This window comes from Algoriphagus machipongonensis (assembly GCF_000166275.1).
In the GTDB taxonomy this organism is placed as follows: domain Bacteria; phylum Bacteroidota; class Bacteroidia; order Cytophagales; family Cyclobacteriaceae; genus Algoriphagus; species Algoriphagus machipongonensis.
Genome location: NZ_CM001023.1, coordinates 4,512,725 through 4,539,027, shown reverse-complemented (window position 1 = coordinate 4,539,027; position 26,303 = coordinate 4,512,725). Strand labels below are relative to the sequence as shown.

Annotated in this window: 21 protein-coding genes; 12 read left to right on the top strand and 9 right to left on the bottom strand. The window is 40.2% G+C overall.

Going from position 1 to position 26,303, the window contains the following annotated elements:
- Window positions 1–156 precede the first annotated feature (156 nt).
- Window positions 157–3,189: a hypothetical protein gene (locus ALPR1_RS19215; protein ID WP_153231841.1), complete on the top strand. Its 3,033-nt coding sequence runs from the start codon at window positions 157–159 to the stop codon at window positions 3,187–3,189.
- Between the two features lie 71 nt (window positions 3,190–3,260).
- Here ALPR1_RS19215 and ALPR1_RS19210 read toward each other — a convergent pair whose 3' ends face one another.
- A complete protein-coding gene (locus ALPR1_RS19210) occupies window positions 3,261–4,652 on the bottom strand; it encodes an alpha/beta hydrolase family protein (protein WP_008203177.1) in 1,392 nt (463 codons plus the stop codon).
- A 496-nt stretch (window positions 4,653–5,148) separates the two neighbouring features.
- Between ALPR1_RS19210 and ALPR1_RS19205 the strand changes: the two genes are divergently transcribed.
- A complete protein-coding gene (locus ALPR1_RS19205) occupies window positions 5,149–6,288 on the top strand; it encodes an acyl-CoA dehydrogenase family protein (protein ID WP_008203176.1) in 1,140 nt (379 codons plus the stop codon).
- Between the two features lie 58 nt (window positions 6,289–6,346).
- Here ALPR1_RS19205 and ALPR1_RS19200 read toward each other — a convergent pair whose 3' ends face one another.
- The 3 genes from ALPR1_RS19200 to ALPR1_RS19190 form a co-directional block, all read right to left on the bottom strand.
- Complete coding sequence (locus tag ALPR1_RS19200) at window positions 6,347–7,081, bottom strand: MIP/aquaporin family protein (protein WP_008203175.1); 735 nt, start codon at window positions 7,079–7,081, stop codon at window positions 6,347–6,349.
- On the bottom strand, window positions 7,078–8,580 hold the full coding sequence (glpK, locus tag ALPR1_RS19195) for a glycerol kinase GlpK (RefSeq protein WP_008203174.1): 1,503 nt from the start codon (window positions 8,578–8,580) through the stop codon (window positions 7,078–7,080). Before glpK ends, ALPR1_RS19200 begins: the two co-directional genes overlap by 4 nt.
- A 73-nt stretch (window positions 8,581–8,653) precedes the next feature.
- The gene (locus tag ALPR1_RS19190) at window positions 8,654–10,219 is read right to left on the bottom strand and encodes a glycerol-3-phosphate dehydrogenase/oxidase (RefSeq protein WP_008203173.1); all 1,566 of its coding nucleotides are present in this window, start codon (window positions 10,217–10,219) and stop codon (window positions 8,654–8,656) included.
- Window positions 10,220–10,344: 125 nt separating this feature from the next.
- Between ALPR1_RS19190 and ALPR1_RS19185 the strand changes: the two genes are divergently transcribed.
- Window positions 10,345–11,106: a DeoR/GlpR family DNA-binding transcription regulator gene (locus tag ALPR1_RS19185; protein ID WP_008203172.1), complete on the top strand. Its 762-nt coding sequence runs from the start codon at window positions 10,345–10,347 to the stop codon at window positions 11,104–11,106.
- On the opposite strand, the gene ALPR1_RS19180 is transcribed toward ALPR1_RS19185, so the two are convergent.
- Window positions 11,103–11,600, bottom strand: coding sequence for a SixA phosphatase family protein (locus ALPR1_RS19180; RefSeq protein WP_008203170.1), 498 nt, complete (start codon window positions 11,598–11,600; stop codon window positions 11,103–11,105). The genes ALPR1_RS19185 and ALPR1_RS19180 overlap by 4 nt on opposite strands.
- Window positions 11,601–11,617: 17 nt before the next feature.
- Window positions 11,618–12,355 (bottom strand): RluA family pseudouridine synthase, encoded by a 738-nt coding sequence (locus tag ALPR1_RS19175; RefSeq protein WP_008203168.1) that lies wholly within the window; start codon window positions 12,353–12,355, stop codon window positions 11,618–11,620.
- 115 nt (window positions 12,356–12,470) lie between these two features.
- Here ALPR1_RS19175 and ALPR1_RS19170 point away from each other — a divergent pair, with 115 nt between their 5' ends.
- Window positions 12,471–13,658: a hypothetical protein gene (locus ALPR1_RS19170; protein WP_008203166.1), complete on the top strand. Its 1,188-nt coding sequence runs from the start codon at window positions 12,471–12,473 to the stop codon at window positions 13,656–13,658.
- Window positions 13,659–13,665: 7 nt separating this feature from the next.
- Here ALPR1_RS19170 and ALPR1_RS19165 read toward each other — a convergent pair whose 3' ends face one another.
- The 3 genes from ALPR1_RS19165 to ALPR1_RS19155 are packed head-to-tail and all read right to left on the bottom strand — an operon-like array spanning window position 13,666 to window position 16,564.
- The gene (locus ALPR1_RS19165; RefSeq protein ID WP_008203164.1) at window positions 13,666–14,640 is read right to left on the bottom strand and encodes a YpdA family putative bacillithiol disulfide reductase; all 975 of its coding nucleotides are present in this window, start codon (window positions 14,638–14,640) and stop codon (window positions 13,666–13,668) included.
- Window positions 14,621–15,409 carry an NRDE family protein gene (locus ALPR1_RS19160; protein ID WP_008203163.1) on the bottom strand — a complete coding sequence of 263 codons (789 nt, stop codon included), beginning with the start codon at window positions 15,407–15,409 and terminating at the stop codon, window positions 14,621–14,623. Before ALPR1_RS19160 ends, ALPR1_RS19165 begins: the two co-directional genes overlap by 20 nt.
- Window positions 15,410–15,454: 45 nt before the next feature.
- Complete coding sequence (locus tag ALPR1_RS19155; RefSeq protein ID WP_008203162.1) at window positions 15,455–16,564, bottom strand: alkene reductase; 1,110 nt, start codon at window positions 16,562–16,564, stop codon at window positions 15,455–15,457.
- A 215-nt stretch (window positions 16,565–16,779) separates the two neighbouring features.
- On the opposite strand from ALPR1_RS19155, the gene ALPR1_RS19150 reads away from it, so the two are divergent.
- The 8 genes from ALPR1_RS19150 to mraY all read left to right on the top strand — a co-directional run bounded on the left by ALPR1_RS19150 (window position 16,780) and on the right by mraY (window position 26,297).
- Window positions 16,780–17,169 carry a BlaI/MecI/CopY family transcriptional regulator gene (locus ALPR1_RS19150; RefSeq protein ID WP_008203161.1) on the top strand — a complete coding sequence of 130 codons (390 nt, stop codon included), beginning with the start codon at window positions 16,780–16,782 and terminating at the stop codon, window positions 17,167–17,169.
- Window positions 17,169–19,247, top strand: a complete 2,079-nt coding sequence (locus ALPR1_RS19145; RefSeq protein ID WP_008203160.1) for a M56 family metallopeptidase — start codon at window positions 17,169–17,171, stop codon at window positions 19,245–19,247. The genes ALPR1_RS19150 and ALPR1_RS19145 overlap by 1 nt, the downstream gene beginning before the upstream one ends.
- A gap of 527 nt (window positions 19,248–19,774) precedes the next feature.
- On the top strand, window positions 19,775–20,209 hold the full coding sequence (gene mraZ, locus ALPR1_RS19140; RefSeq protein WP_008203159.1) for a division/cell wall cluster transcriptional repressor MraZ: 435 nt from the start codon (window positions 19,775–19,777) through the stop codon (window positions 20,207–20,209).
- Window positions 20,210–20,213: 4 nt separating this feature from the next.
- Window positions 20,214–21,125, top strand: a complete 912-nt coding sequence (rsmH, locus tag ALPR1_RS19135) for a 16S rRNA (cytosine(1402)-N(4))-methyltransferase RsmH (protein WP_008203157.1) — start codon at window positions 20,214–20,216, stop codon at window positions 21,123–21,125.
- On the top strand, window positions 21,122–21,511 hold the full coding sequence (locus ALPR1_RS19130; protein ID WP_008203155.1) for an FtsL-like putative cell division protein: 390 nt from the start codon (window positions 21,122–21,124) through the stop codon (window positions 21,509–21,511). Before rsmH ends, ALPR1_RS19130 begins: the two co-directional genes overlap by 4 nt.
- Window positions 21,508–23,619 (top strand): penicillin-binding protein, encoded by a 2,112-nt coding sequence (locus tag ALPR1_RS19125; protein WP_008203153.1) that lies wholly within the window; start codon window positions 21,508–21,510, stop codon window positions 23,617–23,619. The genes ALPR1_RS19130 and ALPR1_RS19125 overlap by 4 nt, the downstream gene beginning before the upstream one ends.
- Entirely contained in the window at window positions 23,620–25,083 is a 1,464-nt protein-coding gene (locus ALPR1_RS19120) for a UDP-N-acetylmuramoyl-L-alanyl-D-glutamate--2,6-diaminopimelate ligase (protein ID WP_008203151.1), read from the top strand.
- A gap of 2 nt (window positions 25,084–25,085) precedes the next feature.
- A complete protein-coding gene (gene mraY, locus ALPR1_RS19115) occupies window positions 25,086–26,297 on the top strand; it encodes a phospho-N-acetylmuramoyl-pentapeptide-transferase (protein WP_040303030.1) in 1,212 nt (403 codons plus the stop codon).
- Window positions 26,298–26,303 lie beyond the last annotated feature (6 nt).

Genomic DNA, 26,303 nt, shown 5'->3' with positions numbered 1-26,303 from the left:
TTCTAAAGTATCCTTTGTTTTTCTTCTTAACAAAAAGAATATTAAAGCTTTAAGACTTTTGGGTATGGTGAAACAATTATTTGGATGGCAATTCTCAAATTTCTTAATACTGTATCTTTATGGCTATTTCGTCAATCGATACCTTATTTATTTCATATGCTGAAGAAGCTTCTTTCCACCGCCTTCATACTTGTTTTGGGATTTTCTGGGTTTTCCCAAGATCTTCCCACACTTCTAGAGTCTTATAAATTTCGAAATGTAGGACCGCTGCGAGGAGGTCGTGTGACAGCCGTCGCTGGAGTAGCTACCAAACCCTCACTTTTTTATATGGGAGCAACCGGTGGAGGAGTCTGGAAAACCAAAGACTTTGGGATGTCATGGGAGAACATCTCTGATGGATACTTTTCAACTCCATCAATAGGAGCTATTTCTGTTTATCAAAATCAACCTGAAATTATCTATGTAGGTACTGGATCAGATGGGCTTCGCTCCAATGTGATCACAGGTAAAGGAATGTACAAGTCAACGGATGAGGGAAAGACTTGGGAGTTTATTGGACTTAAAAAAGCAGGGCAGATCGGTGCTGTAGAAATTCACCCCGATAATCCAGACATAGTTTATGTCGCGGCAATTGGTCAGGCTTTTTCTAAAAATGAAGAAAGAGGAGTATTTAAAACCACAGATGGTGGAGCTTCTTGGGAAAAAGTTTTTTACCACTCAGACAGTGTCGGGGTTTCTGATTTAGAGCTCGCTCCAGATGATCCGAATACCATCTATGCAGGTGCTTGGCGTGGAGAAAGAAAGCCTTGGACGATTATTTCTGGTGCTTCCGAGGGCGGAGTATATAAGTCTACCGATGCGGGAAAAACATGGAATAAATTAAGTAATGGATTGCCAACAGGGTTGACAGGGAAGATTGACTTTGCTGTTTCTCCAGCTGATCCAAATGTCGTTTATGCTAACATTGAGGCTTCAGATGATCAAGGAGGTCTTTATCGGTCTTCAGATCGTGGAGAAAGCTGGGAGTTCGTTTCTGATAATTCCAATTTGACCAATAGACCATTTTACTACACGAATATTGAAGCAAATCCAAAGGATGCGAACACAGTGTACAACAATTCCTTGCGCTTTTTGCGATCCTATGATGGTGGAAAGTCCTGGAAGTCTCTCTCTACTCCCCATGGAGATAATCACGACATCTGGATTAACCCAAATGATACCACCATCTGGATACAATCAAATGATGGAGGAGCTAATGTGACTCTAAATTCTGGTGAAAGCTGGTCTACTCAGTTTAACCAGCCTACAGCTGAGTTGTATTCAGTGGAAGTAGATGATCAATATCCTTACTACTTGTATTCAGGTCAGCAGGATAATTATAGCGCAATTGCAGTTCCAAGTATGCCACCGGCCAGCGTCCAGTCAGGGAGCAATTCCTACATCATTAATGTGGGAGGATGCGAAACAGGACCTGCTGTTCCAAAGCCGGGCGAGCCTCATATAGTTTACACAAATTGTAAGGGTAGGTTTGGTGTATATGATAAAAGGTCTGGTCAAGAGTTGCAGTATTATGTAGGGGCAACAAATATTTACGGACATAATCCGAAAGATCTGAAATTTAGATTTCAGCGTGTAGCGCCTGTTCATGTTTCTCCACACAACCCAAATATGGTCTACCATACTTCACAGTATGTTCATAAAACTACAGACGATGGGAAAACTTGGGAAATTATTTCACCTGATTTAACTGCATTTGACCCGGAAAATCAAATGGCATCGGGTTCCCCTATTACTCGGGATGTGACAGGAGAGGAATACTACAGCACGATTTATTCTATTCGGGAATCACCTATTCAGGCTGGATTGATTTGGGTAGGTGCTAATGATGGTCCAGTCCATGTGACCAAAGATGGAGGCGAAACTTGGGAGGATGTAACGCCTAATATGCCAAAAGGAGGCCGTGTAGATGCAGTAGAGCCATCGCCCCATGATCCAGCAAAAGCTTATGTAGCTGTTCTTAGATATCTTTTAGGCGATGAGAAACCTTACATTTATAAGACGGAGGATTATGGTCAAACTTGGACTTTGTTGACCACAAGTGAAAATGGTATTCCAGAGGATTTCCCAACATTAGTTGTGAGAGAAGATCCAAAGAAAGAGGGTGTGTTATATGCAGGAACGCAGTTTGGTTTATTTATTTCTATGAATGATGGACAAAGCTGGACTGCTTTTAAGAGTAATTTACCAGTTACCCCAATCACAGATATTAAGATACATGAAGATGATTTGGTAATGTCTACCATGGGAAGAGGTTTCTGGATTTTAGATAATTTACTTAGCCTGAGAGAAATCCCTTCCATTGGAGATCGAAAGCTGGTGTTTTTTGATACCAAGCCTGCTATTCGAAATTTCCTTTATGCAAGAAGTGAAACTAATGGACCTGAATACCCTCGAGCAGGAGCAAATCTTAATTATTATTTAGCTGAAAAGCAGGAAAACCTTCGCTTAGAAATACTGAATGAAAAAGGTGAAGTAGTTCACTCCTACATCGCTGATGGGCCAAAAGAACCGGAGACAGATACCACCAGAAACATGTCTACTGAATTTACCGAAGCACCTGCTTCCAAAGGACTTCCCAATAAGCCTGGGATTAATCAATTTGATTGGAATATGAGACACCAGGGTGGTTGGAATAAAGATCCTAAAAGAGCGTATGTGGGGAATGGTCCATTGGTATCTACAGGGAAATATAAAGCCAGATTAATGTCAGGAGATCAGGTGTTGGAGCAGGAGTTTGACGTGGTGTTGGATCCAAGAGTCACTTTGGTTTCGGATGCTGATGTGGCAGAGCAAGAAAAGCTTTCTCTCGAGATTCAATCTTTTAGAGATGATATAGAAAAATTGATTGTAGAGATTGAGAAAAAGAAGGAAGCCTTGGAATTGGTACTGGAAAAGGAAAACTCTCCTAAAAATGTAGATGTGAAAAAGCAGCAGCTGGAGTCAATTTACTATCAATTAGTCACTCCAGACGGGACTTACATGAAACCCATGCTTCAAGATCAAGCAAGATACTTGGGGTCTATGCTCGGCAGATCTGATCAAAAGCCTGGGCAGGATGCCTACGAGCGTTTTAATGAATTGAAATCAACCTTTGATGAGTTGAAGAAGCAATACGATGATATTAAGTGATTTTTCCTTTTAAGAAAATCAAAAAAAATAGTCCAGATTTCTGGACTATTTTTTTTGTTGATCTATAAAATTTAATTGACTTGCTTTTGGATCCAGTTTAAAATTTCATCCAAAGCAATAGGAGAAATTGTTTGTTCAATGGCTCCGTATTCACTTGGAGCTCCAGTTGTGCTCTCTTGGAAAAGGTGGTTTAGACCTGGTAATTCTTTGATCGTAATCTCTTTATTTCCACCAGCTAAAACTGCACTTTCTATTGCTTCCAGATTTTCTTTTGGAGCTACTTGAAGGTCTTTAGATCCATTGATTGCCAACACAGGGCAGCTTACTTTTTGAAGTGTAGGGGCTGGGTCGTATTGAATGAAATTCATCATCCAGGGATTGCTCATTTGATTGACCTGAGCATTGACGAAGTCAGCTTCTGTCATGCCTTGAGGGATTTTGTCTTGGGGAAGATTTCTGAAAACATCTATCATAAGATCTGTAAGATCCCTTTTTGGGTTTTCTGATGTTTTAACTATTTCGAAGGCTTTTTTGCTGATGACATCATTTTCTTCTAATTGGCTATCAGACATGCCAGAAGCTTTACCAAGCAAACGTTGCTGCAAGAGCAGTAATTGGTCTCCTGGGATTCCTGTGCCAGCCAGAAGCACTATAAAATCAACGTCATCAGTATTCACAGCAACTATGGGAGCAATCATTCCTCCCTCGCTATGACCAATCAAGCCGATCTTGTCAGCATTAATTTCTGATCTAGTTTTTAAATAGTTGACTGCTGCTTCGACATCTGTAGCAAAGTCCTGGGTAATTGCAGCACTGAAATCACCTGTGGACTTACCAGTACCTCTATCGTCAAATCTTAATACTGCGATTCCATTTTTCGTTAAAAAATCCGAGAGTACTAAAAATGGCTTATGCCCCATCAATTCCTCATTTCGGTCTTGAGGGCCGCTCCCGGAAATGAGGACTACTGCTGGAAAAGCTTCTCCAGTAGAAGGCATAGTCAAAGTTCCTGCTAAGTCTATTCCTGCACTTGAATTCTCAAAAGTAATGTCTTCAGATAGGTAAGGATAAGGCTTGCTTGGTTCCTGAGGTCTAGTAGGCTTATCCGATCCTTCCGTGTTCTTTTTGAGATTCATAGGATAGGTTTGACCACCTTGATCAAAGACTCCAATGACAACTTCATCTTCCCCTAAAGTGCCTTCATACTTAATTCGGGCATTGGTTATCTGAATCGTCAGCGTGCTATTTTCAAAGTTGGTTGAAGTAGCTGGAATTCCAAAAGCTCCTTGTTGAGGACTGTCCATGGTTGATTTATAACCGGAATCAGTTTTTTCAATATTGAAAACCAAGGGTAATTGGACTCCTTGAACTTTAAGAACTCCCTTCCATTGCCCAGAAATATCCTGTGCCTGAGTAAAATGAAGTGCCAATATTGTTGACAATAAAAGTGCTATTTTTTTCATAATTGGTTTATTTTTCTAACCCAAGGGTGTATTATTCTGTTGGTTTATTCAATGAAGATTCAGGTATTTTTTCCACCCATGTTTTCTGGATCAATTGAATACTACTCTCAATTCTCTAAAGTTATAGGTTCAGATTTAATTAGAATAGAGGCTATTTAAAATGCTTTTCCGAAACATAAGACTTGTCTTGGCCAAAAAAATCTTTTGTATCAATTTTTTAGAAAAAATAAGAGATTTGATCCATTGAGTGCCTTTTGGGTCGTAAATTATTGATTTGGAGGCTGATAAATCATTTATTTTTTATTTATGAAAAGAAATATTAGATGGTTAATTCATCTGTAACTCCCTAAATATGAGGTTTGTGGTGAGAAGAATGAATCAATAGCATGAATAAATGAATTGAATGCAAATTTTATGCGGTTGATACTGATTTGTGGAATCCAAACTTATTCTGAATCTTAGGGTTAAATGATATATAAACCCAAGTAACATTTCTATGAATTTTAATGAAAGCGAAAACCAGCGAATGATTGCGGATATGATTCGTGATTTTGGTGCTAAAGAAATTACCCCTTTTCGCAAGGAGTGGGATGATACTCAATTTTTTCCAAAGGATTTATTCAAGAAACTTGGTGAGCTTGGTCTCATGGGAGTTTTGGTTCCTACCGATTTCGGAGGAGCAGGATTTGGTTATGATGAATATGTGACGGCCATTGTGGAAGTAACTAAATTGGATCCTTCTATTGGGCTGTCATTAGCGGCTCATAATTCTCTTTGTACAGGACATATTCTTCTGTTTGGATCGGAGGAGCAAAAACAAAAATACCTTCCAAAATTAGCAACTTGTGAATTGCTTGGCGCATGGGGACTAACCGAACCAAATACGGGGTCAGATGCTGGAAATATGAAAACTGTTGCTGTAAAAGATGGTGATTACTGGATCTTAAATGGAGCAAAAAATTTCATTACTCATGGTGTTTCGGGGGATTTGGCTGTGGTGATAGCAAGAACAGGAGAGGTTGGAGATTCACACGGAATGACCGCTTTCATTGTGGAGCGAGGTACACCAGGGTTCAAAGGAGGCAGGAAGGAAGATAAGCTGGGGATGAGAGCATCTGAAACTGCCGAAATGATTTTTGAAGATTGTAAAATTCATGAGTCTCAAGTACTAGGAAATGTTGGAGATGGCTTTATTCAGTCGATGAAAGTTTTGGATGGTGGAAGGATTTCCATCGCTGCTTTGTCACTAGGGATTGCTGAGGGAGCATTGGAGGCTTCTATTCAGTACTCAAAAGAAAGAGAGCAATTCGGAAAGCCTATCAGTAGATTTCAGGGTATTTCGTTTAAGTTAGCAGATATGGCTACTCAAGTTGAAGCGGCCAAACTGTTGATTATGAAAGCTTCTGATATGAAAAACAGGGGTGAAAAAGTGACTTTGGCTTCTGCCCAAGCCAAATACTATGCTTCTGAGGTCTGCGTTTCCGTTTCAAATGAAGCAGTTCAGATTTTTGGTGGTTATGGCTTTACAAAAGATTATCCCGTAGAAAAGTATTACCGTGATTCCAAACTTTGCACAATAGGGGAAGGGACTTCAGAAATCCAGAAATTAGTTATCGCCAGAGAAGTTTTGAAGTAAATCAGATATAGTATTAAAGAAGCAAAAGCCTGAAAATTTAGATTTTTCAGGCTTTTTTTTATGCTCCTGCCAAAAGGTAAATACCCGCTGCCACAGCAGCACCGGCAATAGGTCCTAAAATTGGCACCCAGGCATATCCCCAGTCAGAACTTCCCTTTCCTTTGATTGGTAATATCGAATGCATTAATCTTGGACCAAAATCTCTGGCAGGATTAATGGCATAGCCGGTCGTTCCTCCTAGAGCTAAACCGATCACCCAAACCAAAAATGCTACTGGAATTGCTCCAAGTGAACCCATCCCAATGGGGGTTTGGTCGGCATCTTCGATTTTCACTCCTGCATTGTAGAGGATAACGATAATCAATACAAAGGTGCCAACGAGTTCCGAAAAGAAGTTTAATGGAAGGTTTCTTATTGCAGGTGAAGTGCCAAATGGTGCGGCTTTTAAATCCGGATCATCTGAAGCATCATAATGGTCTTTATAAAAAAGCCAGGCAATTCCTACTCCTATCATGGCACCTAAAACTTCGGCTCCGATATATCCTGGAACCAAGGCCCAATCGAATTTTCCTGCAATGGCTAAACCTACCGTAACGGCAGGGTTTAAATGTGCACCACTGTAAGGACCGGCAACGACAACTCCTACAAAGACTGCTAGGGCCCAAGCCGTACTGATTTCCATGATTCCTCCTCCATGACCTTTAGTCTTAGGAAGCAGCATGTTTGCTACCACACCGGAACCCAATAACAAGAGAAGTCCAGTTCCAATAATTTCCGCTACATATGGGTTCATGATTCTATCCAGTTTTTAGATCGTTCAACAGCTTTATGCCAAAAATGAAGCAATTTTTCTCGTTTTTGGCTGTCCATGTCTGGCTGAAAATTCCTATCAGATTCCCAAAGAGATTGAATCTCTTCCTGATTTTTCCAAAAGCCCACAGCCAAACCTGCAAGAAAGGCAGCTCCAATAGCAGTGGTTTCTATGATTTTTGGCCTTTTAATTTCACAATCTAATAAGTCAGCTTGAAATTGCATTAAGAAATTATTGGCAGTGGCTCCGCCATCTACTCTCAGTTCTTGGGTCGCTTTTTGAGAATCTTTTTCCATTGCTTTTAGCACATCATGAACTTGGTAAGCAATAGCTTCCAATGCCGCTCGAGTCATATGAGCAGTGGTGGTTCCTCTGGAAATTCCAAAAAATGCTCCTCTAGCATTTTGGTCCCAATGTGGAGCTCCTAGTCCTGTAAGCGCCGGAACAAAGTAAACTCCGTCATTATCATCAAGGCTTGTCGCCAGTTTCTCAGAATCTTTGGCATGTTTTACAATCTCAATGCCATCGCGAAGCCACTGAATGGCAGCTCCTCCGATGAAGACTGAACCTTCCAATGCATAATTGATTTCATCACCTATTTTCCAAGCCACGGTGGTCAACAATTGATTTTTAGATCTCACCGCTTCTTTTCCTGTGTTCATTACTAAGAAGCACCCCGTCCCATAAGTGGTTTTTGCCATTCCTGGTTGGGTGCAAAGTTGACCGAAAAGTGCAGCCTGTTGATCTCCGGCTATACCGGCAATAGGGATTTTGGTGCTTAAAACATCACCTGCAGTTTCACAATAAATTTCGCTGCAGCTCTTCACCTCGGGTAAAAGGGAATTAGGAATTTCCAGCAAATCCAAAAGCTCCTGATCCCATTCCTGCTTATGGATATTGTAGACCATGGTGCGACTCGCATTGGTGATATCTGTAATATGTGTTTTTCCTCCGGTCAAATTCCAGATGAGCCAAGAGTCTACCGTTCCAAAAGCAAGCTCTCCCGCTTCAGCTTTTTCTCTTGCCCCTTCGACATTATCCAGAATCCATCGAATTTTGGTTGCAGAAAAATAAGCATCAATGATAAGTCCTGTTTTGGATGCAATAAGCTCCGAGTGTCCTTCCTCTTTAAGCTGATCGCAGAAATTGGCTGTTCGCCGATCCTGCCAAACTATCGCATTATAGATTGCCTTTCCGGTTTTTCGATCCCAGACGATCGTAGTTTCTCTCTGATTGGTGATTCCTATTCCTGCTATTTGATTTGCTTTGATCCCTTGGTTGACGAGGGACTCAATCATGACGTTTGATTGACTGGTCCAGATCTCTCTTGGATCATGTTCCACCCAGCCTGAATGAGGAAAGTATTGTTTAAAGTCTTTTTGGGCAACAGAAACAATCTGCCCTTTTTTGTCAAAAATGATCGCTCTTGAACTGGTTGTTCCCTGGTCCAAGGCCATCAGGTAAGGTTTGTTTTGGGTCATTCTTTTTTTGTTTTACCTACTATGGGGGCGCCTGTATCAAATTAATATTGACTCTTGTCTCATCATAGGCTCCTTAATTTTTAATCAAGTATTTCAATGCTACTTTTTTGAAATCTGCCAATTCATTGCTGATCCATTTCTCATCTTTTTGAAGTTCCGCGGCCATCAGGACAGCAACTTTTTCAGAAGCATCTATGGCAGCTTGAGCATCAAGGATCAAAATACGAATTCTTCTGGAGAGAACATCCTCCACTTTGACAGCCATTTCATTTCTTACTGCCCAAATTACTTCAGCGGTAATATTAGGGAAGTCTGGGTGTATTTTTTCAGCTAGGGAAGGGTTCTCCAAAATGAGGTCTTGGATGGCTTTTGCGTCTGAGCCGTAAAGATGCCAATGTCCTTCGGGAAGATTTTCCGTGTGGCCATGAATTTTCATATCTAATGAATTGCTAGGCACTGGTTTTTCTCCGGTAATTTGTTCAAAATAATCTACCGTGTCTTCCCCCATTTTTCTGAAGGTAGTCCATTTTCCTCCTGTCAAAGTGACCAAGCCACTTTCAGAAATAATGACTTTATGAGACCTCGAAATTTCTTTGGTTTTGGTGCTTCCTTCCTCTGGTCTTGCCAAAGGTCTTAAGCCGGCAAAAACTGCTTTTACATCTGCCCGAGTAGGTTTTTTAGTGAGGTAGCCTCCGGCAGTTTCTAAAACAAAATCAATTTCCTTTTTCAAGGCTTCAGGCTCTAATTTTGGTTTTTCTCGCAAGGTATCAGTGGTTCCTACTACTAACTTGCCATGCCATGGCACAGCAAAAAGAACTCTTCCATCACGGGTTTTGGGAATCATTAAAGCATCTTCCCCCCCCAAGAAATCCAAGTCCATGACCAAATGGATTCCCTGACTTGGTTGAATGGTTTTTGGAGCGCCTGGATTATCCATTTGTAGAATTTTATCCGCAAAAACACCCGTGGCATTCACAACCATTTTGGCCTTCAAGGGATACTTTTCTCCATTTAATAAGTCTTGTACTTCAAGTCCACATATTTTATCAGATTCGGTTTTCTCAAGCTTGCTGACTTTTGTATAGTTCAAAATGCAGGCTCCAGCCTCATCAGCAGTTTTGGCAATGTCTAAAGCGAGTCGGGCATCATCAAATTGCCCATCATGATAGACAACTCCACCCAATAGTCCCTTCTGTAGCACGGCAGGAAGCCTCTTCACAGTATCTTTTTTGGAGATAAACTCAGATTTTCCTAAGCTCAGTTTTCCTGACATCCAATCGTAAAGCTTTAGCCCTACGCTATACTTCACACGATCAAACCAAGAATAAATCGGAATAATAAAAGGCTGGTCATGCGCAAGGTGAGGGGCATTTTTAAGCAACTTTCCTCTTTCTTTTAATGCTTCAAGAACCAGCATTACATCACCTTGCGCTAAATAGCGAACTCCGCCATGGACCAGTTTGGTGCTTCGGCTGGATGTGCCCTTGGCAAAATCCGCCTTCTCCAATAAAACAACAGCTAAACCTCTGGAAACCGCATCTAATGCAACTCCTAATCCAGAGGACCCTCCTCCAATCACTGCAATATCCCAGACTTTTTTACTGTCTTGGATTTGCTTTATATTTTCTTCTCTATTCATTTCTTTCTATATAGGTTTAAAAGTAATTGAAAAAGAAAGAAAAAGAAACAATAAGAAAGTAAAAATTCAAAAAATTGCTATTCTTTCCTATTGTTTCATTAGTTTTAGGTTAGAAAAGAAAGAAAATGACCATTGCAGAAAGACATAAATACATTTTAGATGAGTTGAATAGGGCTGGGTTTGTTTCAGTTTCTGAGCTTTCTAAAAGTATGGAGGTGACGATGGTAACGATTCGAAAAGACCTCAAACTTTTAGAGGACAAGGGTTTGCTTTATCGCTCGCATGGTAGCGCTACTCCAGTTTCGCCTTATGTTTCGGACCGTTCGGTCAATGTGAAGAAGTTAGAGCAGGTAGAGGAGAAAAATAAAATTGCTGACAGGGCTCTCGCTTTTTTAGAGGATAACGAGGCCATATTAATTGGTTCAGGTACTACCGTAGTTGCTTTTGCTCAAGCTATTCCGAGGAATAAACCTTTGACAGTACTTACTGCGGCTATGAATGTGACTTTGGCTTTGATAGATTCTGCGGAGATCGAATTAGTACAGTTGGGAGGGGTCGTGAGAAAAAGTAGTAGTTCGGCTGTAGGGCATTATGCTGAGGAAATGCTGAAAAATTTTGCTTGTAGCAAGCTATTTATAAGTGTGGATGGAATCAGTTTGGAGCACGGTTTAACCACTTCCAATATGATGGAAGCACATCTCAATAGTCAAATGATCCAGAATGTCCAAAAAACGATCGTACTGGCAGATTCCAAGAAATTTGGAAAAAAGGGGTTTGGGAAAATCTGCGATTTGGAAGATGTAGATGTGATTATCACAGACGCAGGGATACCAGCACTGTATCGGTCTAAACTAGAAGAAAAAGGGATTGAGTTGGTCTTGGTTTAATAATCTCTAAAAGTTTTTCTTGTCACTTTAGAGCCATCTTTATTTATGTCTACGATATAGATGAAGTTGTACTCATCATCAGATAGATCACCATATTTTTCACCTTCTCCAACAAAGTAATTAGCAATTTGACCTACAGTATTGCTATGGCCCACTACTAAAATATTTCCATCTAATGAATTCAGTTGTTCCACTAATTCATCATGATTTCTTGGGTCATAGATTTGAGTTTCCACACCAGCTTGCATAGAAGTAGGTAAGGCGGTATCTCTTGTTCTTCGGTAATTCGTGCTGAAAACATGCTCGATTCCCTTGTCTGATAGGATTTGTGCCAATTTCTGTGACCTAAGTTGACCAACTTCTGATAACATAGGATCATCTCCAGTCAATACTTTTTCCCCATGTCTTACAATGTAAATAGTCTTTTCTTTTGGCGCAGTAGAGCAAGAGGCCAGGAATAATACACCAACTAGAATTAAAATTAGGTTTTTCATAAGAAGGTTAGATTTAATTATCCGGAAAAGGTATTGTCGAGATGTTGATCTTTTGCTTTGACAGACTCATATTGTAAAAACTGCTCCCAAAACTCTTCTTCAGGTAAGGCCGCTCTGAGATACATTTTTTCTTTTTTCACAGGGTGTACAAACACGAGATGGAAGGCATGTAAGTTGATGCTTGCATCAGGGTTAGGTTTAGCGAAACCATATTTCAAGTCACCTCGAATAGGGCAACCCATGGAAGACAGTTGAACTCTGATTTGGTGTGGGCGACCAGAAATGGGTCTTACTTCCAAAAGCCAATGATCGTTCATAAAGCCTAAGGTTTTGTAGTTCAGCTCCGCTTTTTGAGATCCTGGTACCTCATGATCATGAGCAGTCACAACGTTTCTTTGCTCATCTTTTACTAACCAGTGAGTCAGTTTACCTGATTTTTCTTTGGGCTTGCGCTTCACAACCGCCCAGTAAACTTTATGGATATCACGCTTTCTAAAAAGCTCCATCATACGCTCCAGGCCTTTTGACGTTCTGGCAAAAGCAACTAACCCACTGACAGGTCTGTCTAAACGATGAACAGGATGGAGGAAAACAGCTCCCGGTTTATCGTATTTTTTTGCAATGTAATCTTTGCAATAATCCGTGAGAGTTTTGTCTCCGGTTTTATCTCCTTGGACTAAAACTCCGGCAGTTTTATTTACTATCAAAAGGTGGTTGTCTTCATAGACAACAGAAAATGGAGGCTTCTTTTTCATAATCAGGGACAAAGATAAGAGATTAGAATGAGTAAGCGAGAGGAATAAGTAATCTACTAGGCAATAGTTTATTAACTAAACTAAATTTAGTATTATGGAAGCTTAAATTGACTTTATGAGAAACTATTCAACTTTTTACGCCTTACTATTTGTGCTTTTTGCATGTGAAACCCCAAAATCTTCAGAAGCAGAAAACTCCCAAGAGTTAAGCTACGAATTTCAAAAAACTGACTCTTTAACGGTAAAAGATATCCTGGCAAGAGTTTTTTTATATCAAGGGGAGCAAGGAGGTCAGTATGTTTTTAGAGATATGGCTTCCTCGCAGGTTTATATTTTTAATAAAGAAGGGGAGCTAGAGAATCAATGGAATAAAGAGGGTGATGTTCCCGGCAGGTTTAGCATGGCTTCTTCAAATTTCTTATTGGACAAGAATGGGAATCTTGTGATTGTTGATATTATGTATGGAGTGAAAGTTCTTAAGATAGAAGGTGAAGTTGTTCAGGATTTTAGGATTTTTCAAGATCAGGTTGGCTTGGGTTCTGCGATTTCTTTATTTGATAATGAACAGCTGATAGAGAAAAATGGGAAAGAATACTTGCTTTACTCTCTAGATATTATAGAAGATTTTGATGGGAAGTATGATGCGGAATTTTTAAAGGAAAGAAAGAATATCTTGATGACGGATATTCAAACTAATGAAACCAAAAAGTTGATCCCATTCCCGGAAAGCTCTCAGTTTCTGAATGGAAATGTTTTTTACTTTAGAGACTTCAGGCCAATTTTTCATTTTGATCAGAAGAGTAATTTGCTCTACCTGATGTTTAAGGGTGAACCCACTTTATATATCTACAATTGGGGCGAAGAAACTCCCGAATTGGTGGAAACAATAGACTTGGAACTTGAGGGGTTTGAAACTCATCCCGGCTTTGAAGAAGGGGCGATTGAATTAGGTAAAATTAATAGTTTTGAAAAACGAGCTTATCCTTCTTCCATTATTAACTTAACTCAATACGGAGAAGATTTATTAATCACCTATTCACCAAGCCCAAAAGATAAAGAAGCTATTGCTTTGGTTGTGGCGGGTGATGCACCGGATGAAACCAAAAAGAGGCTTAGTGAAGAAGCTAAAATGCGAACTATTCTAAGGAAGCCAAATGGAGAAATGATTCCTGTTAATCTGCCTAAGATGCACCAAAACGGGTTTATGGTTGAAAAGGGCAAAATAGTCTGGATGAAAAAACCAGATCCCAATGTAGAGGCGGAGGAATTTACTGTTTACTGGGGAGAGTTACAGGCAAATTAATTCAGCATTAACTCAACTTCTCCTTAATATCACTCATAATCGTCTCTGCATGGATGATGCTGTTTTCAATAAAGAATTCCCTTGTATTCAGTCCACCACAAACCACTCCTGCCAAATAAACTCCCGGCACGTTAGATTCTTGATTTAATTCATCGTAGCAGGGTTGTCTTTTTTCATCTTGGCTCATTTCTACTCCCAGTTGATCGAGTAAGGCAAAGTTTGGTTTGTATCCTGTCATCGCTAACACAAAATCATTTTCAATGGTCACTTCACCCTCTGGAGTTGATATCACAACTTCATGCGCTCGGATTTCTTTGATTCTGGATTTTGTATAGGCTGTGATCGAACCTTCTTTGATGCGGTTCATGATGTCGGGCCTAACCCAATATTTTACATTTTGGTCTACTTCATCTTCCAAAAGGACAATACTGACTTCGGCTCCTTTTCTCCAAGTTTCCAAAGCTGCATCGACAGCAGAATTTGCTCCCCCCACAACCAGTACTTTTTGGCCGATATATGGCCAAGGTTCTTTGTAATAGTGTTGAACTTTTGGCAAATCTTCACCGGGAACATTCATGAGATTTGGTAAATCGTAAAAGCCAGTTGCTAGGATAATCTTTTTGGTTTGATAAGTTCCTTTGGAGGTCTTAACCTCGAAATTCTCACCATTTTTTGTCAAGGTTTCTACCCCTTCGTAAAGTTTGACGTTTAGGTTAAAATGAAGGAAAACTCTTCTGTAATATTCCAAAGCTTCCGTTCTCGTAGGCTTATTCCCAATGGACATAAAAGGAATATCTGCCATCTCCAGTCTTTCTGAAGTGGAGAAAAAAGTCATGTTGATGGGGTAGTTGAAAATGGAATTTGTTAAAGCTCCTTTTTCAAGAATCACATAGTCTAGATCTGCTTTTTGAGCTTCAACACCACAAGCAAGACCAATAGGGCCTCCGCCTACGATCAAGACATCATATATTTTCTGGGTCATCAATTTCTAGGTTTGAGCGATGAAACGAATAGGTTTCATCGGTGAATTTACTGTAATCAGGTTGAAAACTCCGCTCTTTCATCCATACTTTTCCACTTTTATCCAAAATCAAAGCAGTAGAAGATACAGTTCCGTAATTGTCTCCCAATCGGATAAATTGAGCAGAAAGTCCAATCTCCATTTCTTCAGGGACTCCCGTGTCCGGAAGTTGGTCTATGGAATAGGTCTTTTTGGATTTGAGTGTTTCTAACAAGGAGTCAACCGTGAAATGTTCCGAAGTAGCTTGTTTTAATTCGGATTTAGCCAATTCAACTTTTGGCCAGGGATCATTCAATAAGCCATTGCTTAGCCCATGAATTCCCGGTGCTAACTCCAAGATTCCTTTTCCAAAATTGCTGAAATAAAAGAGTTTTTCTCCGTCTGATACGAGCAAGTTGAATCCATCATATTGATCTTGATTAACTTCCACGGAAGCCAAATAATCCTTCGGAGATACTGTACTCTCCAAAAAATCCTGCACCAATTTCCCCCTGCTAATTTGGGCTTTCCTAGGACTATTAAAATCTCTATAATTTGTGAGTAAAGCCCATCTTCCATTTGGGTGAAAACCCATCCAGGTTCCCCCGCTCTTCAAATCTTTTCCTCCATAAAATCCAGATTCCCACAAATGAACTTTAGCGGTGGGCCGATTGAAAAACTCATCTCGATTTGCTCGAATTATCAGTGGATACCCAGGATGGATATTCCAGGAAATAGCTACTAAACACATTTTTAAATGTAAAAAAAAGGCCGGAATATCCGGCCCAATTGGTGATTATCCAACTTTAGATTCCTCGAGGAGTGGATAGTCTGTGTAACCTTTTTCTCCAGGGGTATAGAAAGTATCCTGATCCCATTCTGCCAGTGCTGCATCGCTTTCAAATCGGATTGGTAAATCTGGGTTGGAGATAAACAATTTTCCAAATGCCACAGCATCAGCCAGTCCTTCTTCGATGATCTTGTTACCTTTTTCTTGATCAAATTGATTGTTGATCACCAAAGTGCCTTTATAAATAGGTCTATATCTTTTTGCGATGTTTGGCTCCAAATATGGAATGTCCGAAACGTCAGTGAATGGTTCTGATAAGTGCAGGTATGCCAAATCGTATTCATTCAATTTATTGATGATGTAATCGAAAGTCGGGATGGTTTCTTTGTCAGCCTTCATTCCAAAAACACCATTCAGCGATGGATTCAATCTTACGCCGATCTTATTCTCGGGCATCACTTCTTTGATTGCATCAATCACTTCAAAAAGAATTTTCGCTCTATTTTCAATGCTTCCACCATATTCGTCAGTTCTTACATTACTTGTTGCGCTGAAAAACTGGTGCAATAAATATCCATTGGAAGAGTGGATTTCTACTCCGTCAAAACCCGCTTCCATTGCATTTTTAGCTCCATTTTTGAAATCCTCGATGGTCTGTTTGATTTCTTCAATGCTCATCGCCTTCGGAGTGACAGTTTCCTTAAATCCTTCTGGAGTGTAGGATTTTTCATTTGGATTGATTGCTGAAGGTGCCAATGGCAATTCTCCATTATGGAAGTCAGGATGTGAAATTCTTCCTACATGCCATAGCTGAATGAAAATATGTCCATTTTCCTCATGTACTGCTTTAGTTACTTCCTTCCAACCCTCAATTTGTTCTTGAGAATAGATCCCTGGCGTATTGATGTATCCCACGGCTCTTTTGGATATCTGAGACCCTTCAGTAATAATTAGGCCAGATGAGGCTCTTTGCTCATAATATTTAGTGTGAATTTCGAATGGTTTGTTTTCCGGATTTGCTGCTCTAGACCTAGTCATAGGTGCCATCCAGACTCTATTGGATAATTTCTTATTTCCGACCGTGATTGGTCGTAATAATGCTTGATTCGTACTCATGGTATTAGTTGGTTTTGTTTAAAAATTCAATGTTTATACAACTAATGTCTAAGCAAGAAAGTTCCTTGTTGGAATCTAGAAACAATATCCCTCTTATGTTCTAGTTTATTTTGAGGGTAAAAGCTCTGAATAACTGATATTTAACACTTTTTAATACGATTATTTTCGTAGATATTTTGATATTACGATTGTCTTCGTATAACTTTGTACGAAAGATGTCGTATAACAAAGCCATGAGCAAACCTACAGAAGCTGAATTAGAGATTTTATCCCTGCTTTGGGAAAAGAAGGAAGCCAGTGTGAGACAGATTCACGAAGAGATTTCTAAATCCAAAGAAACCGGGTATACCACTACGCTGAAAATCATGCAGATCATGCATGCCAAAGGTATGGTAAGTAGAAACGAAAAAAGTAGAACGCATATCTACATGCCTGCTACCAACCAAGGAGAGACACAAAAGTCTTTATTGAAGAATTTGATGACTACAGCATTTGGTGGATCTGCAAAAAAATTAGTGATGCAGGCGCTTGGGCAAGAAAATCCTTCCAAAGAGGAATTGAATGAAATAAGAGAATTTTTAGACCAATTAGAACGAGATTCCTGATGACAATTTTAAATGATTTGATCCCGGATAATTTCCTTTTTGCCTTAGGCTGGACCTTGGTTCACTCTATTTGGCAACTGATCCTTATTGGTGGAGCACTTTGGCTGTTGTTAAAGATCTTCTCCAAAAGGAGTCCTGCATTTAAGTACACATTAGCGATGTCAAGTTTAGGATTGACGTTTCTTGTTGCCCTTGTCACCTTTATGTATCAATTGGATGTAAATGCTCCAGCTTCACTATTCGATAAGGTGGCTTTGGATGCGATGATATTGACTCAGACGAGCGAAGCAAGTATGGGTACAGAGGCATTGATACCAAGAGTAATCCATTGGATTGAAATCCAATTGCCCGTATTGGTGAACGTTTGGTTCCTAGGGGCCATGCTCTTCATGTTTAGATTGGTCACAAGTCTTTCAGAAATTCGAATTTTAAGGAAGTCTTCTTGGGCCAACGAAGACTCGAGTATAGACCAATTGGTAAAAAATATTGGTGACAAAATTGGAGTTAGTAAGCATGTTCAGTTAAGGATTACTGATTTAGGTCAATCTCCCATCACATTTGGCTTTTTGAAGCCTGTGATTTTAATACCTGCTGGCTTATTATTCCAGCTTTCTTCCTCACAGTTGGAGGCAATATTAGCCCATGAACTGGCTCATATCAAGAGAAATGACTATTTGGCTAATCTATTTCAGTCCTCATTGGAAGTGGTGTTTTTCTACCATCCTTGTTTCTGGTGGATCAGTCAAACAGTAAAAGAATTAAGAGAAAATGCTTCCGATGACCTGGCTGTTTCTACTGGTGTTTCTGCCAAAGAACTGGCTTATGGTTTGACAGAAGTGTTGAATTTTGCAAAGCAAAATCCTCCAGAATTGGCCTTAGCTGCCAGCAAAAAAAGAAATCCAACATTACAAAGAATTAAGAGGATCATGGGGTATCCAGCCCAAACCTATCCTCAGAACCCTATAATTTCTATCCCTATGTTATTCACCCTATTATTAAGTGCGGGCCTAATGGCAAGTGCGCAGCAAGATGTGCCTGCGAAGGCAGAGAAAGTAGAGCCTTTGGAGCAAGTTCAAGTGGCATCTGTGGTCTCCCCTAAAGTAGTCAAGGCAATTTCAGATACAGTTAATTCTAAAACTGAAAAAATCATTATTACAGATGGTGTGCCGGTGATGGTAAATGCTGAAAATGAGGTGATTGATCTTAAGGATGCGGAAGAATTCCATATCCAAATTAAAAGCGATACCATTATTTATGGTAAAGATACAGTCATCCATAAAAACCATGAAAAAGGAGTTTATGTAATCCAGAAAAATGGAAAGACGATCAAGCTTGAAGATATGCCTGAATTAGAGCTAACTCCTGTACCTGAATTTCCAGAAGGCGCTATGGCTCCGGTGATGGACTTTGAGATGGCGATGGCGCCTGAAATGGACTTTGAAATGGCTCCAGCACCAGATTTTGAATTTGAAATGGCACCTGTGCCTCCAATGGAATTTAAGATGGCTCCTATGCCTCCGATGGAATTTGAAGGAATGGAAAGTTTCTGGGACTTTGGAGATGATTGGGAAATTATGCAAAAAGATACCATTGGAATGACCAAAGCAGAGAAGGAGAAGTGGAAAAAAGAGATGGAAGAGCGAGCTGCAGAAATGGAGAAAAAAGCAGCTGAATGGGAAAAAACCATGGAGCCAAAAATGAAAGAGTTCGAGGAGAAGATGAAGGCTTGGGAGAAGGAAAATGAGCCTAGAATGAAGGAATACGAGCAGAAGATGAAAGAGTGGGAAAAAGCCAATGAACCTAAAATGAAGGAGTTTGAAGCCAAAATGAAGGAGTGGCAAAAAGCCTATGAGCCAAAGATGAAAGAGTTTGAGGCGAAAATGAAAGAATGGCAAAAATCAAACGAACCAAAATTGAAGGAATTTGAAGAAAAGATGAAGGCTTGGGAGAAAGAGATGCAGCCTAAAATGGAAGAATACCAGCGAAAAATGGAAGTTTGGCAAAAGGAGAATGCTGACAAAATCAAAGAATTTCAAAAAAAATTAGAAGAACAGCTTAATAAATCAGACGATAACTAGTATAAGCTTCGTTCTTAATACGGTAAATACCTGAAAAGGTAATTGTGTGTTGATGCTTCAAAAAAGACTTGCTTGGTGGGCAGGTCTTTTTTTTGTTTTACCTAGTAAAGAGAAACGTCATTGACTATTGGTCAATAATTTTGAATATTCTACATTGACTAGTTGAATTTTGGGCTTGAGAAAACTTCATGGGATATTATCCCACATTTTTGAGAAAGCTGAAAAAAAATTTGGGAAATCTTCCCACTTTCTTTCTCCAATTCTAAATAGGATTCAATAAAATTGCATTTTTTTAGTAGAAAAACACTTCAAAATGTCAGAATTGGAGGTTTTTTGAATTTTATAAAGAGCTGTTAATCATAGAAATATCCCCAAAAAAATCCTTGAAATAATTGATTAAATATTGGCTTGCTTGAATCTTTTGGCTACTTTTAAGAGAAAGTGGGAAAAAGTGGGGGGAAGTGGTAGAATGTGTATATCATTTTATTACTTTTGTCTTTACCACATACTCAAGGAAAAATTAAGCGATGTTCAACAGCCATTACGATTGTAAGCTAGATCCCAAGGGACGTCTGGCGCTGCCGGCAAAAATTAAGGCAGCGATTCCAGATGCGAATGGGACTGGATTGATGCTTCGGATGGCCGAGGATCATTGCTTGGCGCTGTATCCTATGGTGGAATACCGGAAGCTTGAGAATCAGATCAAGTCCTTAAACATCAATAATCCGGAACAGCGAGCGCTTCAGCGTGCATTTTTCAATACAGTAGTCGATGTAGAGCTTGACAGTGCTGGAAGGCTCTTGATACCAAAGACATTTCAGGCTTATGCCAGCTTGGAAAAAGAGGTAGTTGTTGCTGGTAACGGTTCACGAATAGAAATTTGGAATCCTGAGAATCATGCCAAGCATGTCATCCCTGACCCGGCTGACTTATCGGCATTAATGGAAAAATACCTCTCCTAAAGCCATGACAGAGTCTGTTTACCATATCCCAGTCATGCTACCCCAATGCACTGAAGGCTTGGCTATAGATCCTAACGGAATCTATGTCGATGTCACTTTTGGTGGTGGTGGACATTCAAGGGAAATCCTAAAACATTTGGATAAAGGGCACCTATATGGTTTTGATCAAGATGAGGATGCCATTGCCAATATCCCAGAAAGCGAAAACTTCACTTTTGTCCAGGCCAATTTCAGAGATCTGAAAAGGTACCTCAGATTACATGGGGTGAAAAAAGTGGACGGGATCTTAGCTGACTTGGGGATTTCATCTCATCAAATTGATGAACCAAGCCGTGGATTTTCTACCCGCTTTAGTGGAGACTTGGATATGAGGATGAATCAATCTGCCGAATTATCTGCAAAAGAAGTTTTGAATACCTATGAGGCACATCAGCTACATAAGGTTTTTGGGATTTATGGAGAAATAAGAAATGCCAAGACATTGGCCCAAGCGGTTGTTTCTGAGCGAGCTGCTCAACCATTTGAGACCACGGAAGGATTTACGGCTTTCCTAAAAAAATATGCCCCAAGGGGAAAAGACTTTAAATATTACGCTCAGGTTTTTCAGGCGCTCAGGATAGAAGTGAATGATGAAATGGGTGCTTTGGAGGAGATGTTGCTCGACTCGGTTGATCTATTGAAGCCTGAGGGAAGACTTGTGGTGATGAGTTACCACAGCTTGGAAGACCGGCTTGTGAAGAATTTGATCCAAAAAGGAAAGTTTCAGGGAGAAGTAGAAAAGGACTTTTATGGAAATATGATTCGCCCATTGGAGCCAGTGACAAGAAAGGCGGTCATCGCTGATGAAGAAGAGGTGGCAAGAAATCCAAGGGCTAGAAGTGCGAAGCTAAGAGTAGCTAAAAAGACAGGAAAATGAGTCAAAATACGTTTAAAAAGAAGCTGAAGAAGTCGAATACTCAGAAAAAAGCGAGTGGTCCTCGAAAAACCATTTTCACTTGGATTGAGGAAAAATTGAACGTGACCGGACTTTTGGGTGAGGGAGTACCTGTGCAGTTGGTTCCGCCAATAGGCTTTGTGGTCTTATTGGCACTAGTCTATATATGGAGTAATCACCGTGCTGAAAACATGGTCAGGAAAATAGAAAAAGCACAGCAGGAAGTAGAAGACCTTCGGGCAGATGTGACTACGCTGGAAGCAGAATACATGTTGAGTAGCATGCAGTCTGAAGTGGCTAAAAAAGTGGCTGCACAGGAAATAGAGGAATTAAATGAACCGCCGATAAAGATCGAAATAGAGAAGTGAATATAAAACGCTCCATATTGCTCCGAGTGAGGGTGGTATTCATCCTTGTAGCGCTGGTTGCAGCCGCGATTCCATATCGTGTTGCCCAGTTGCAATTGGACAAAGGCGATAAGTGGAGAGAAAAAGCAGAAACTATCAACTTTCAGTACAGGGAAGTTGCTGCGACGCGTGGGAATATTTATGCCGGAGATGGAAGCTTGTTAGCGACAAGTCTACCTTTTTATCGAGTGGCTCTGGATCCTACCATTGTCAAAGAAGATCGCTTCAAAGCAAAAATTGACTCTCTCTCTGTTTTCCTATCGGGGTTTTATAAAGACAAGTCTGCAAAAGCGTATAAGCGAATGATCACTGACGCAAGAAAGGATCACAAACGCTATATCGTTTTAAATAGAAAACAGATCGGATATCAGGATATGCAGCAAATGGCCAAATGGCCAATTTTCAGAGGTGGCCGATTAGGTGGTGGTGTCCTTTTTGAAAAAGTTGAGAAAAGATATAGACCTTTTAATTCCCTAGCTAGTCGTACGGTTGGATTCTTAAATGAAGACGAGTATGGCGCAGGGATCGAATATTCCTTCAATGAATTTTTAAGAGGTACTGATGGTAAAGCCTTATTTCAAAGACTTGCTGGAGGTAGCTGGAAACCTGTTTTTGATGCGGAAGATGTAAAGCCTGAAAATGGTTTTGATGTGGTAACTACTCTAGATGTCAATATTCAGGATGTAGCCGAAACTGCACTCCTTAGACAATTGGAAGATCGTGAAGCTGAGTTTGGATCCGTGATCGTCATGGAAGTGAAAACCGGAGAGATCAAGGCCATCGCCAACCTGCAAAGAAATAAAAGTGGAAATGGTTACGGAGAGAACTACAATTACGCGATCGGTGATCAAGGTAATACAGAGCCAGGATCCACTTTCAAGCTACTTTCTATGTTGGCTCTTTTGGAAGAAAACAAAGTAAGCCTGAATGATAAGGTAGAGACAGGAAATGGAGCTCATAGATTTTACGATCGCACCATGAGAGATGCCAAAAATGGAGGCTATGGAACATTGACCGTTCGAGAAGCTTTCGAAAAGTCTTCCAATGTGGGAATTTCCAAATTGGTGGATGAATACTTTGGTTCCAGTCCTTCCAAATTTATGGCCTATCTGGATAAAGTGGGTTTAAAAGAGCCATTAGGATTTCAGTTGATAGGAGAAGGTAAGCCCTATTTCAAGACTCCCGGAGATAAAAACTGGTATGGGACATCCTTGCCTTGGATTTCCATTGGCTATGAAATTAAGCTTAATCCAATACATACCCTCTCTTTATATAATGCGGTGGCAAATGGTGGTACTATGGTAAAACCTATGATTGTAAAATCCATAGTTCGTGGAAATACCATCGAGAAACTATATGAAACCGAGGTAATCCGTCAGCAAATAGCTTCTGATAAAACGATTAAGCAGTTGCAGGAACTTTTAGAAGGAGTTGTAGATCGAGGAACAGCAAGAAATATTGTCGATGCAGATTATAAGATAGCGGGTAAGACAGGAACCGCACAGAAATTGGTGGATGGAAAATATACTCGTAAGTATTACACGAGTTTCGCAGGCTATTTCCCTGCAGATCGACCAAAGTATTCCATGATCGTGGTAATCGATAATCCAAAAGGTTTTGCTGCCTATGGGGGGGATGTCTCTGCCCCAGTTTTCAAAGAAATCGCAGATAGAATATACGCTTTGGACTTAGAGTTAAATCCTCATAATCAAAAGGAAATATTTATCGCTGAAGACAACGTCAATCCTAAATACCCCTTCACGAGAGCGGGTAGAGGAGAAGAGCTAAATGAAATATTTGAAGAGCTGGGAGTGAAAGCGAATCCAGCGAATGCTGAACAGTGGGTAAGAACGGTTTCAAATGCTGAGCCAGTGCAATGGGAAAATAATGACATGGATGCTCCATCGGTACCAGATGTTTCAGGATTACCCTTGAGAGATGCGCTCTTTATTCTTGAAAATAAGGGGTTAAATGTGAATTACTCCGGTAAAGGTGTGGTGAGAAAACAGTCTATAAATCCCGGTTCAAAATTAGTCCCAAATGCCACTATAAATCTTGTTTTAGGCTAAATGAAAGTATTAAAAGACATATTATATAAAGTTTCCTTGGTCAGTACCACTGGTGATATGGAGGTGCAGATTCAGGATATCGTCTTTGATAGCCGAAAAGTGAAAGAAGGTTCGGTCTTCGTTGCTGTACCTGGCACACAGGTGGATGGGCATGATTTTATTGATAAGGCATTAGCACTGGGTGCGAAAGCAGTGATTTTTGAAAAGCTACCTTCTGAATTGCAAAAAGGGATCACCTATGTACAAGTGGTTAATTCTGCCAAAGCCATGGGGATTATGGCGGGAAATTATTTTGATAACCCTTCAGAGAAACTGAAAGTAGTTGCCGTAACCGGAACCAATGGTAAAACTACCACGGTGACACTATTGCATCAATTATTTATGAGAATGGGCTATAGTACTGGCCTGCTTTCTACAGTGGAGAATAAAATCAACGAGGAGGTTATTCCTGCCACTCATACCACTCCGGATTCAGTCAGCATTCAGGCTTTATTAAAGCAGATGTTGGAAGCTGGATGTACCCATTGTTTCATGGAGGCTAGTTCCCATGCCATTGTCCAGGAAAGGATCGCTGGATTGAAATTGGCGGGAGCAGTTTTTACCAATATTTCCCATGATCATTTGGATTATCACTTGACTTTTGATGAATACATCAAAGCCAAGAAAAAGCTATTTGATGAGTTGCCAAAAGCTGCTTTTGCATTGGTCAATGGCGACGATAAAAGAGGCATGGTCATGCTTCAAAATTGTAAGGGTAGCCATCAGACTTTTGGCTTGAAAACTCCAGCAGAATTTAAGGCAAAAATCATTTCAAATACGCTGGAAGGCCTGGAGCTGGATATCAATGGAACCTTGATCTGGTTTATGATGATCGGGGCATTCAATGCTTATAATTTATTAGGAGTGTTGGGTACTGCTGTACTCTTAGGTGAGGAAGAGGAGGAAGTGCTTCGAGAGCTTTCAGGTATTAAAGGAGCGAGAGGGAGATTTGATAGGATCTCCATCGGTGGAGTTACTGCGATAGTGGATTATGCCCATACTCCAGATGCCTTGGATAATGTTTTGAAAACCATCAATGGAGTAAGAACAGGGGTAGAGCAATTGATAACCATAGTCGGATGTGGCGGAAATAGAGATAAAACCAAGCGTCCTATCATGGCAAAAATTGCTGTTCAGGAAAGTGATAAGGTGATTTTGACTTCTGATAACCCTCGGTTTGAAGACCCAATGGATATTTTGAAGGATATGCAAACAGGGATTGGTGTATCTGAAATAAGAAAATCATTGACAATAGAAGATAGAAAGGAAGCAATCAAAACCGCTTGTATGCTTTCTAATAAAGGAGATATCATTCTCATAGCCGGAAAAGGGCATGAGGACTATCAGGAAATAAAGGGAGTAAAGCATCATTTTGATGATGCTGAAATAGTAACAGAGTATTTAACGCAATTGACCCAGAGCTAAGCATGTTGTATCCAATTTTTGAATATTTAGATAAGGTCTTGGATATCCCTGGAACAGGAGTGTTTCGATTCATTTCTTTCCGGGCAGGGATGGCTGCGCTCTTTTCTTTGATCATTACGATCACCTTTGGGCATAAAATCATCAACTGGATCAGAAGAAAGCAGATCGGAGAGACTGTTAGAGATCTAGGATTGGAAGGACAGAAGCAGAAAAAAGGTACTCCTACGATGGGAGGATTGATGATGATTGCGGCTATTTTGATTCCAACCTTACTCTTTGGGGACCTTAATAATATCTACATCATCCTTCTTTTGATTACTACTGTTTGGTTAGGTGGAATCGGGTTTTTGGATGATTACATTAAGGTTTTTAGAAAAAATAAAGAAGGCTTAGCTGGACGTTTTAAGATTGTAGGCCAAATAGGAATAGGAATCATCGTTGGAGCAACCCTTTACTTCAATGAAGATGTGGTAATTCGTGAATTTCAGAATCCGGTCTCTATTGAAGAGGGCGTAGTAGAAACGCCTGCATTTAAGGATGTGAAAGTGGCGAAAACGACCATTCCATTTGTTAAAAACAATGAGCTGAATTATGAATCGCTTCTGGGTTTCTTAGGAGAAGCCATGACGCCGGTACTCTACATTTTCGTAGTGATTTTCATTATTACGGCGGTTTCCAACGGTGCGAATATTACTGATGGGATTGATGGACTGGCAGCAGGAACCTCCGCCATCATTGGTTTAACCATTGCGATTTTTGCCTATATCAGTGGTAATGCGATTTTCTCCCAATACCTCAACATCATGTACATCCCCAACTCTGGTGAGCTGGTGATTTTTGCTGCTGCCTTTATTGGTGCTTGCATAGGGTTTTTATGGTACAATGCCTACCCGGCTCAAGTATTTATGGGGGACACAGGAAGTTTGATGCTCGGTGGGGTAATTGCCGTTTTGGCTTTGGCCCTTAGAAAGGAGCTTTTGATCCCATTGATGTGTGGGATTTTTGTAGTTGAAAATGCAAGTGTGGTACTCCAAGTAGGATACTTCAAATACACGAAAAGAAAATATGGGGAAGGAAGACGGATTTTCTTGATGTCTCCACTTCACCACCATTATCAGAAAAAAAATATACCGGAAGCGAAAATTGTCACTCGCTTTTGGATTGTCGGGATACTGCTGGCAGTAATGACCTTGGCAACATTGAAATTGAGATAGTAAGAA

Bases quoted from the DNA above. Each gene is read 5' to 3' on its own strand.
- ALPR1_RS19175 (WP_008203168.1), bottom strand. From the start codon at position 12,355: ATGAAAAAGAAGCCTCCATTTTCTGTTGTCTATGAAGACAACCACCTT.
- ALPR1_RS19150 (WP_008203161.1), top strand. From the start codon at position 16,780: ATGTCGTATAACAAAGCCATGAGCAAACCTACAGAAGCTGAATTAGAG.
- ALPR1_RS19180 (WP_008203170.1), bottom strand. From the start codon at position 11,600: ATGAAAAACCTAATTTTAATTCTAGTTGGTGTATTATTCCTGGCCTCT.
- ALPR1_RS19185 (WP_008203172.1), top strand. From the start codon at position 10,345: ATGACCATTGCAGAAAGACATAAATACATTTTAGATGAGTTGAATAGG.
- ALPR1_RS19190 (WP_008203173.1), bottom strand. From the start codon at position 10,219: ATGAATAGAGAAGAAAATATAAAGCAAATCCAAGACAGTAAAAAAGTC.
- ALPR1_RS19160 (WP_008203163.1), bottom strand. From the start codon at position 15,409: ATGTGTTTAGTAGCTATTTCCTGGAATATCCATCCTGGGTATCCACTG.
- ALPR1_RS19200 (WP_008203175.1), bottom strand. From the start codon at position 7,081: ATGAACCCATATGTAGCGGAAATTATTGGAACTGGACTTCTCTTGTTA.
- mraZ (WP_008203159.1), top strand. From the start codon at position 19,775: ATGTTCAACAGCCATTACGATTGTAAGCTAGATCCCAAGGGACGTCTG.
- ALPR1_RS19155 (WP_008203162.1), bottom strand. From the start codon at position 16,564: ATGAGTACGAATCAAGCATTATTACGACCAATCACGGTCGGAAATAAG.
- ALPR1_RS19215 (WP_153231841.1), top strand. From the start codon at position 157: ATGCTGAAGAAGCTTCTTTCCACCGCCTTCATACTTGTTTTGGGATTT.
- glpK (WP_008203174.1), bottom strand. From the start codon at position 8,580: ATGACCCAAAACAAACCTTACCTGATGGCCTTGGACCAGGGAACAACC.
- ALPR1_RS19210 (WP_008203177.1), bottom strand. From the start codon at position 4,652: ATGAAAAAAATAGCACTTTTATTGTCAACAATATTGGCACTTCATTTT.
- ALPR1_RS19130 (WP_008203155.1), top strand. From the start codon at position 21,122: ATGAGTCAAAATACGTTTAAAAAGAAGCTGAAGAAGTCGAATACTCAG.
- ALPR1_RS19120 (WP_008203151.1), top strand. From the start codon at position 23,620: ATGAAAGTATTAAAAGACATATTATATAAAGTTTCCTTGGTCAGTACC.
- rsmH (WP_008203157.1), top strand. From the start codon at position 20,214: ATGACAGAGTCTGTTTACCATATCCCAGTCATGCTACCCCAATGCACT.
- ALPR1_RS19205 (WP_008203176.1), top strand. From the start codon at position 5,149: ATGAATTTTAATGAAAGCGAAAACCAGCGAATGATTGCGGATATGATT.
- ALPR1_RS19145 (WP_008203160.1), top strand. From the start codon at position 17,169: ATGACAATTTTAAATGATTTGATCCCGGATAATTTCCTTTTTGCCTTA.
- mraY (WP_040303030.1), top strand. From the start codon at position 25,086: ATGTTGTATCCAATTTTTGAATATTTAGATAAGGTCTTGGATATCCCT.
- ALPR1_RS19170 (WP_008203166.1), top strand. From the start codon at position 12,471: ATGAGAAACTATTCAACTTTTTACGCCTTACTATTTGTGCTTTTTGCA.
- ALPR1_RS19165 (WP_008203164.1), bottom strand. From the start codon at position 14,640: ATGACCCAGAAAATATATGATGTCTTGATCGTAGGCGGAGGCCCTATT.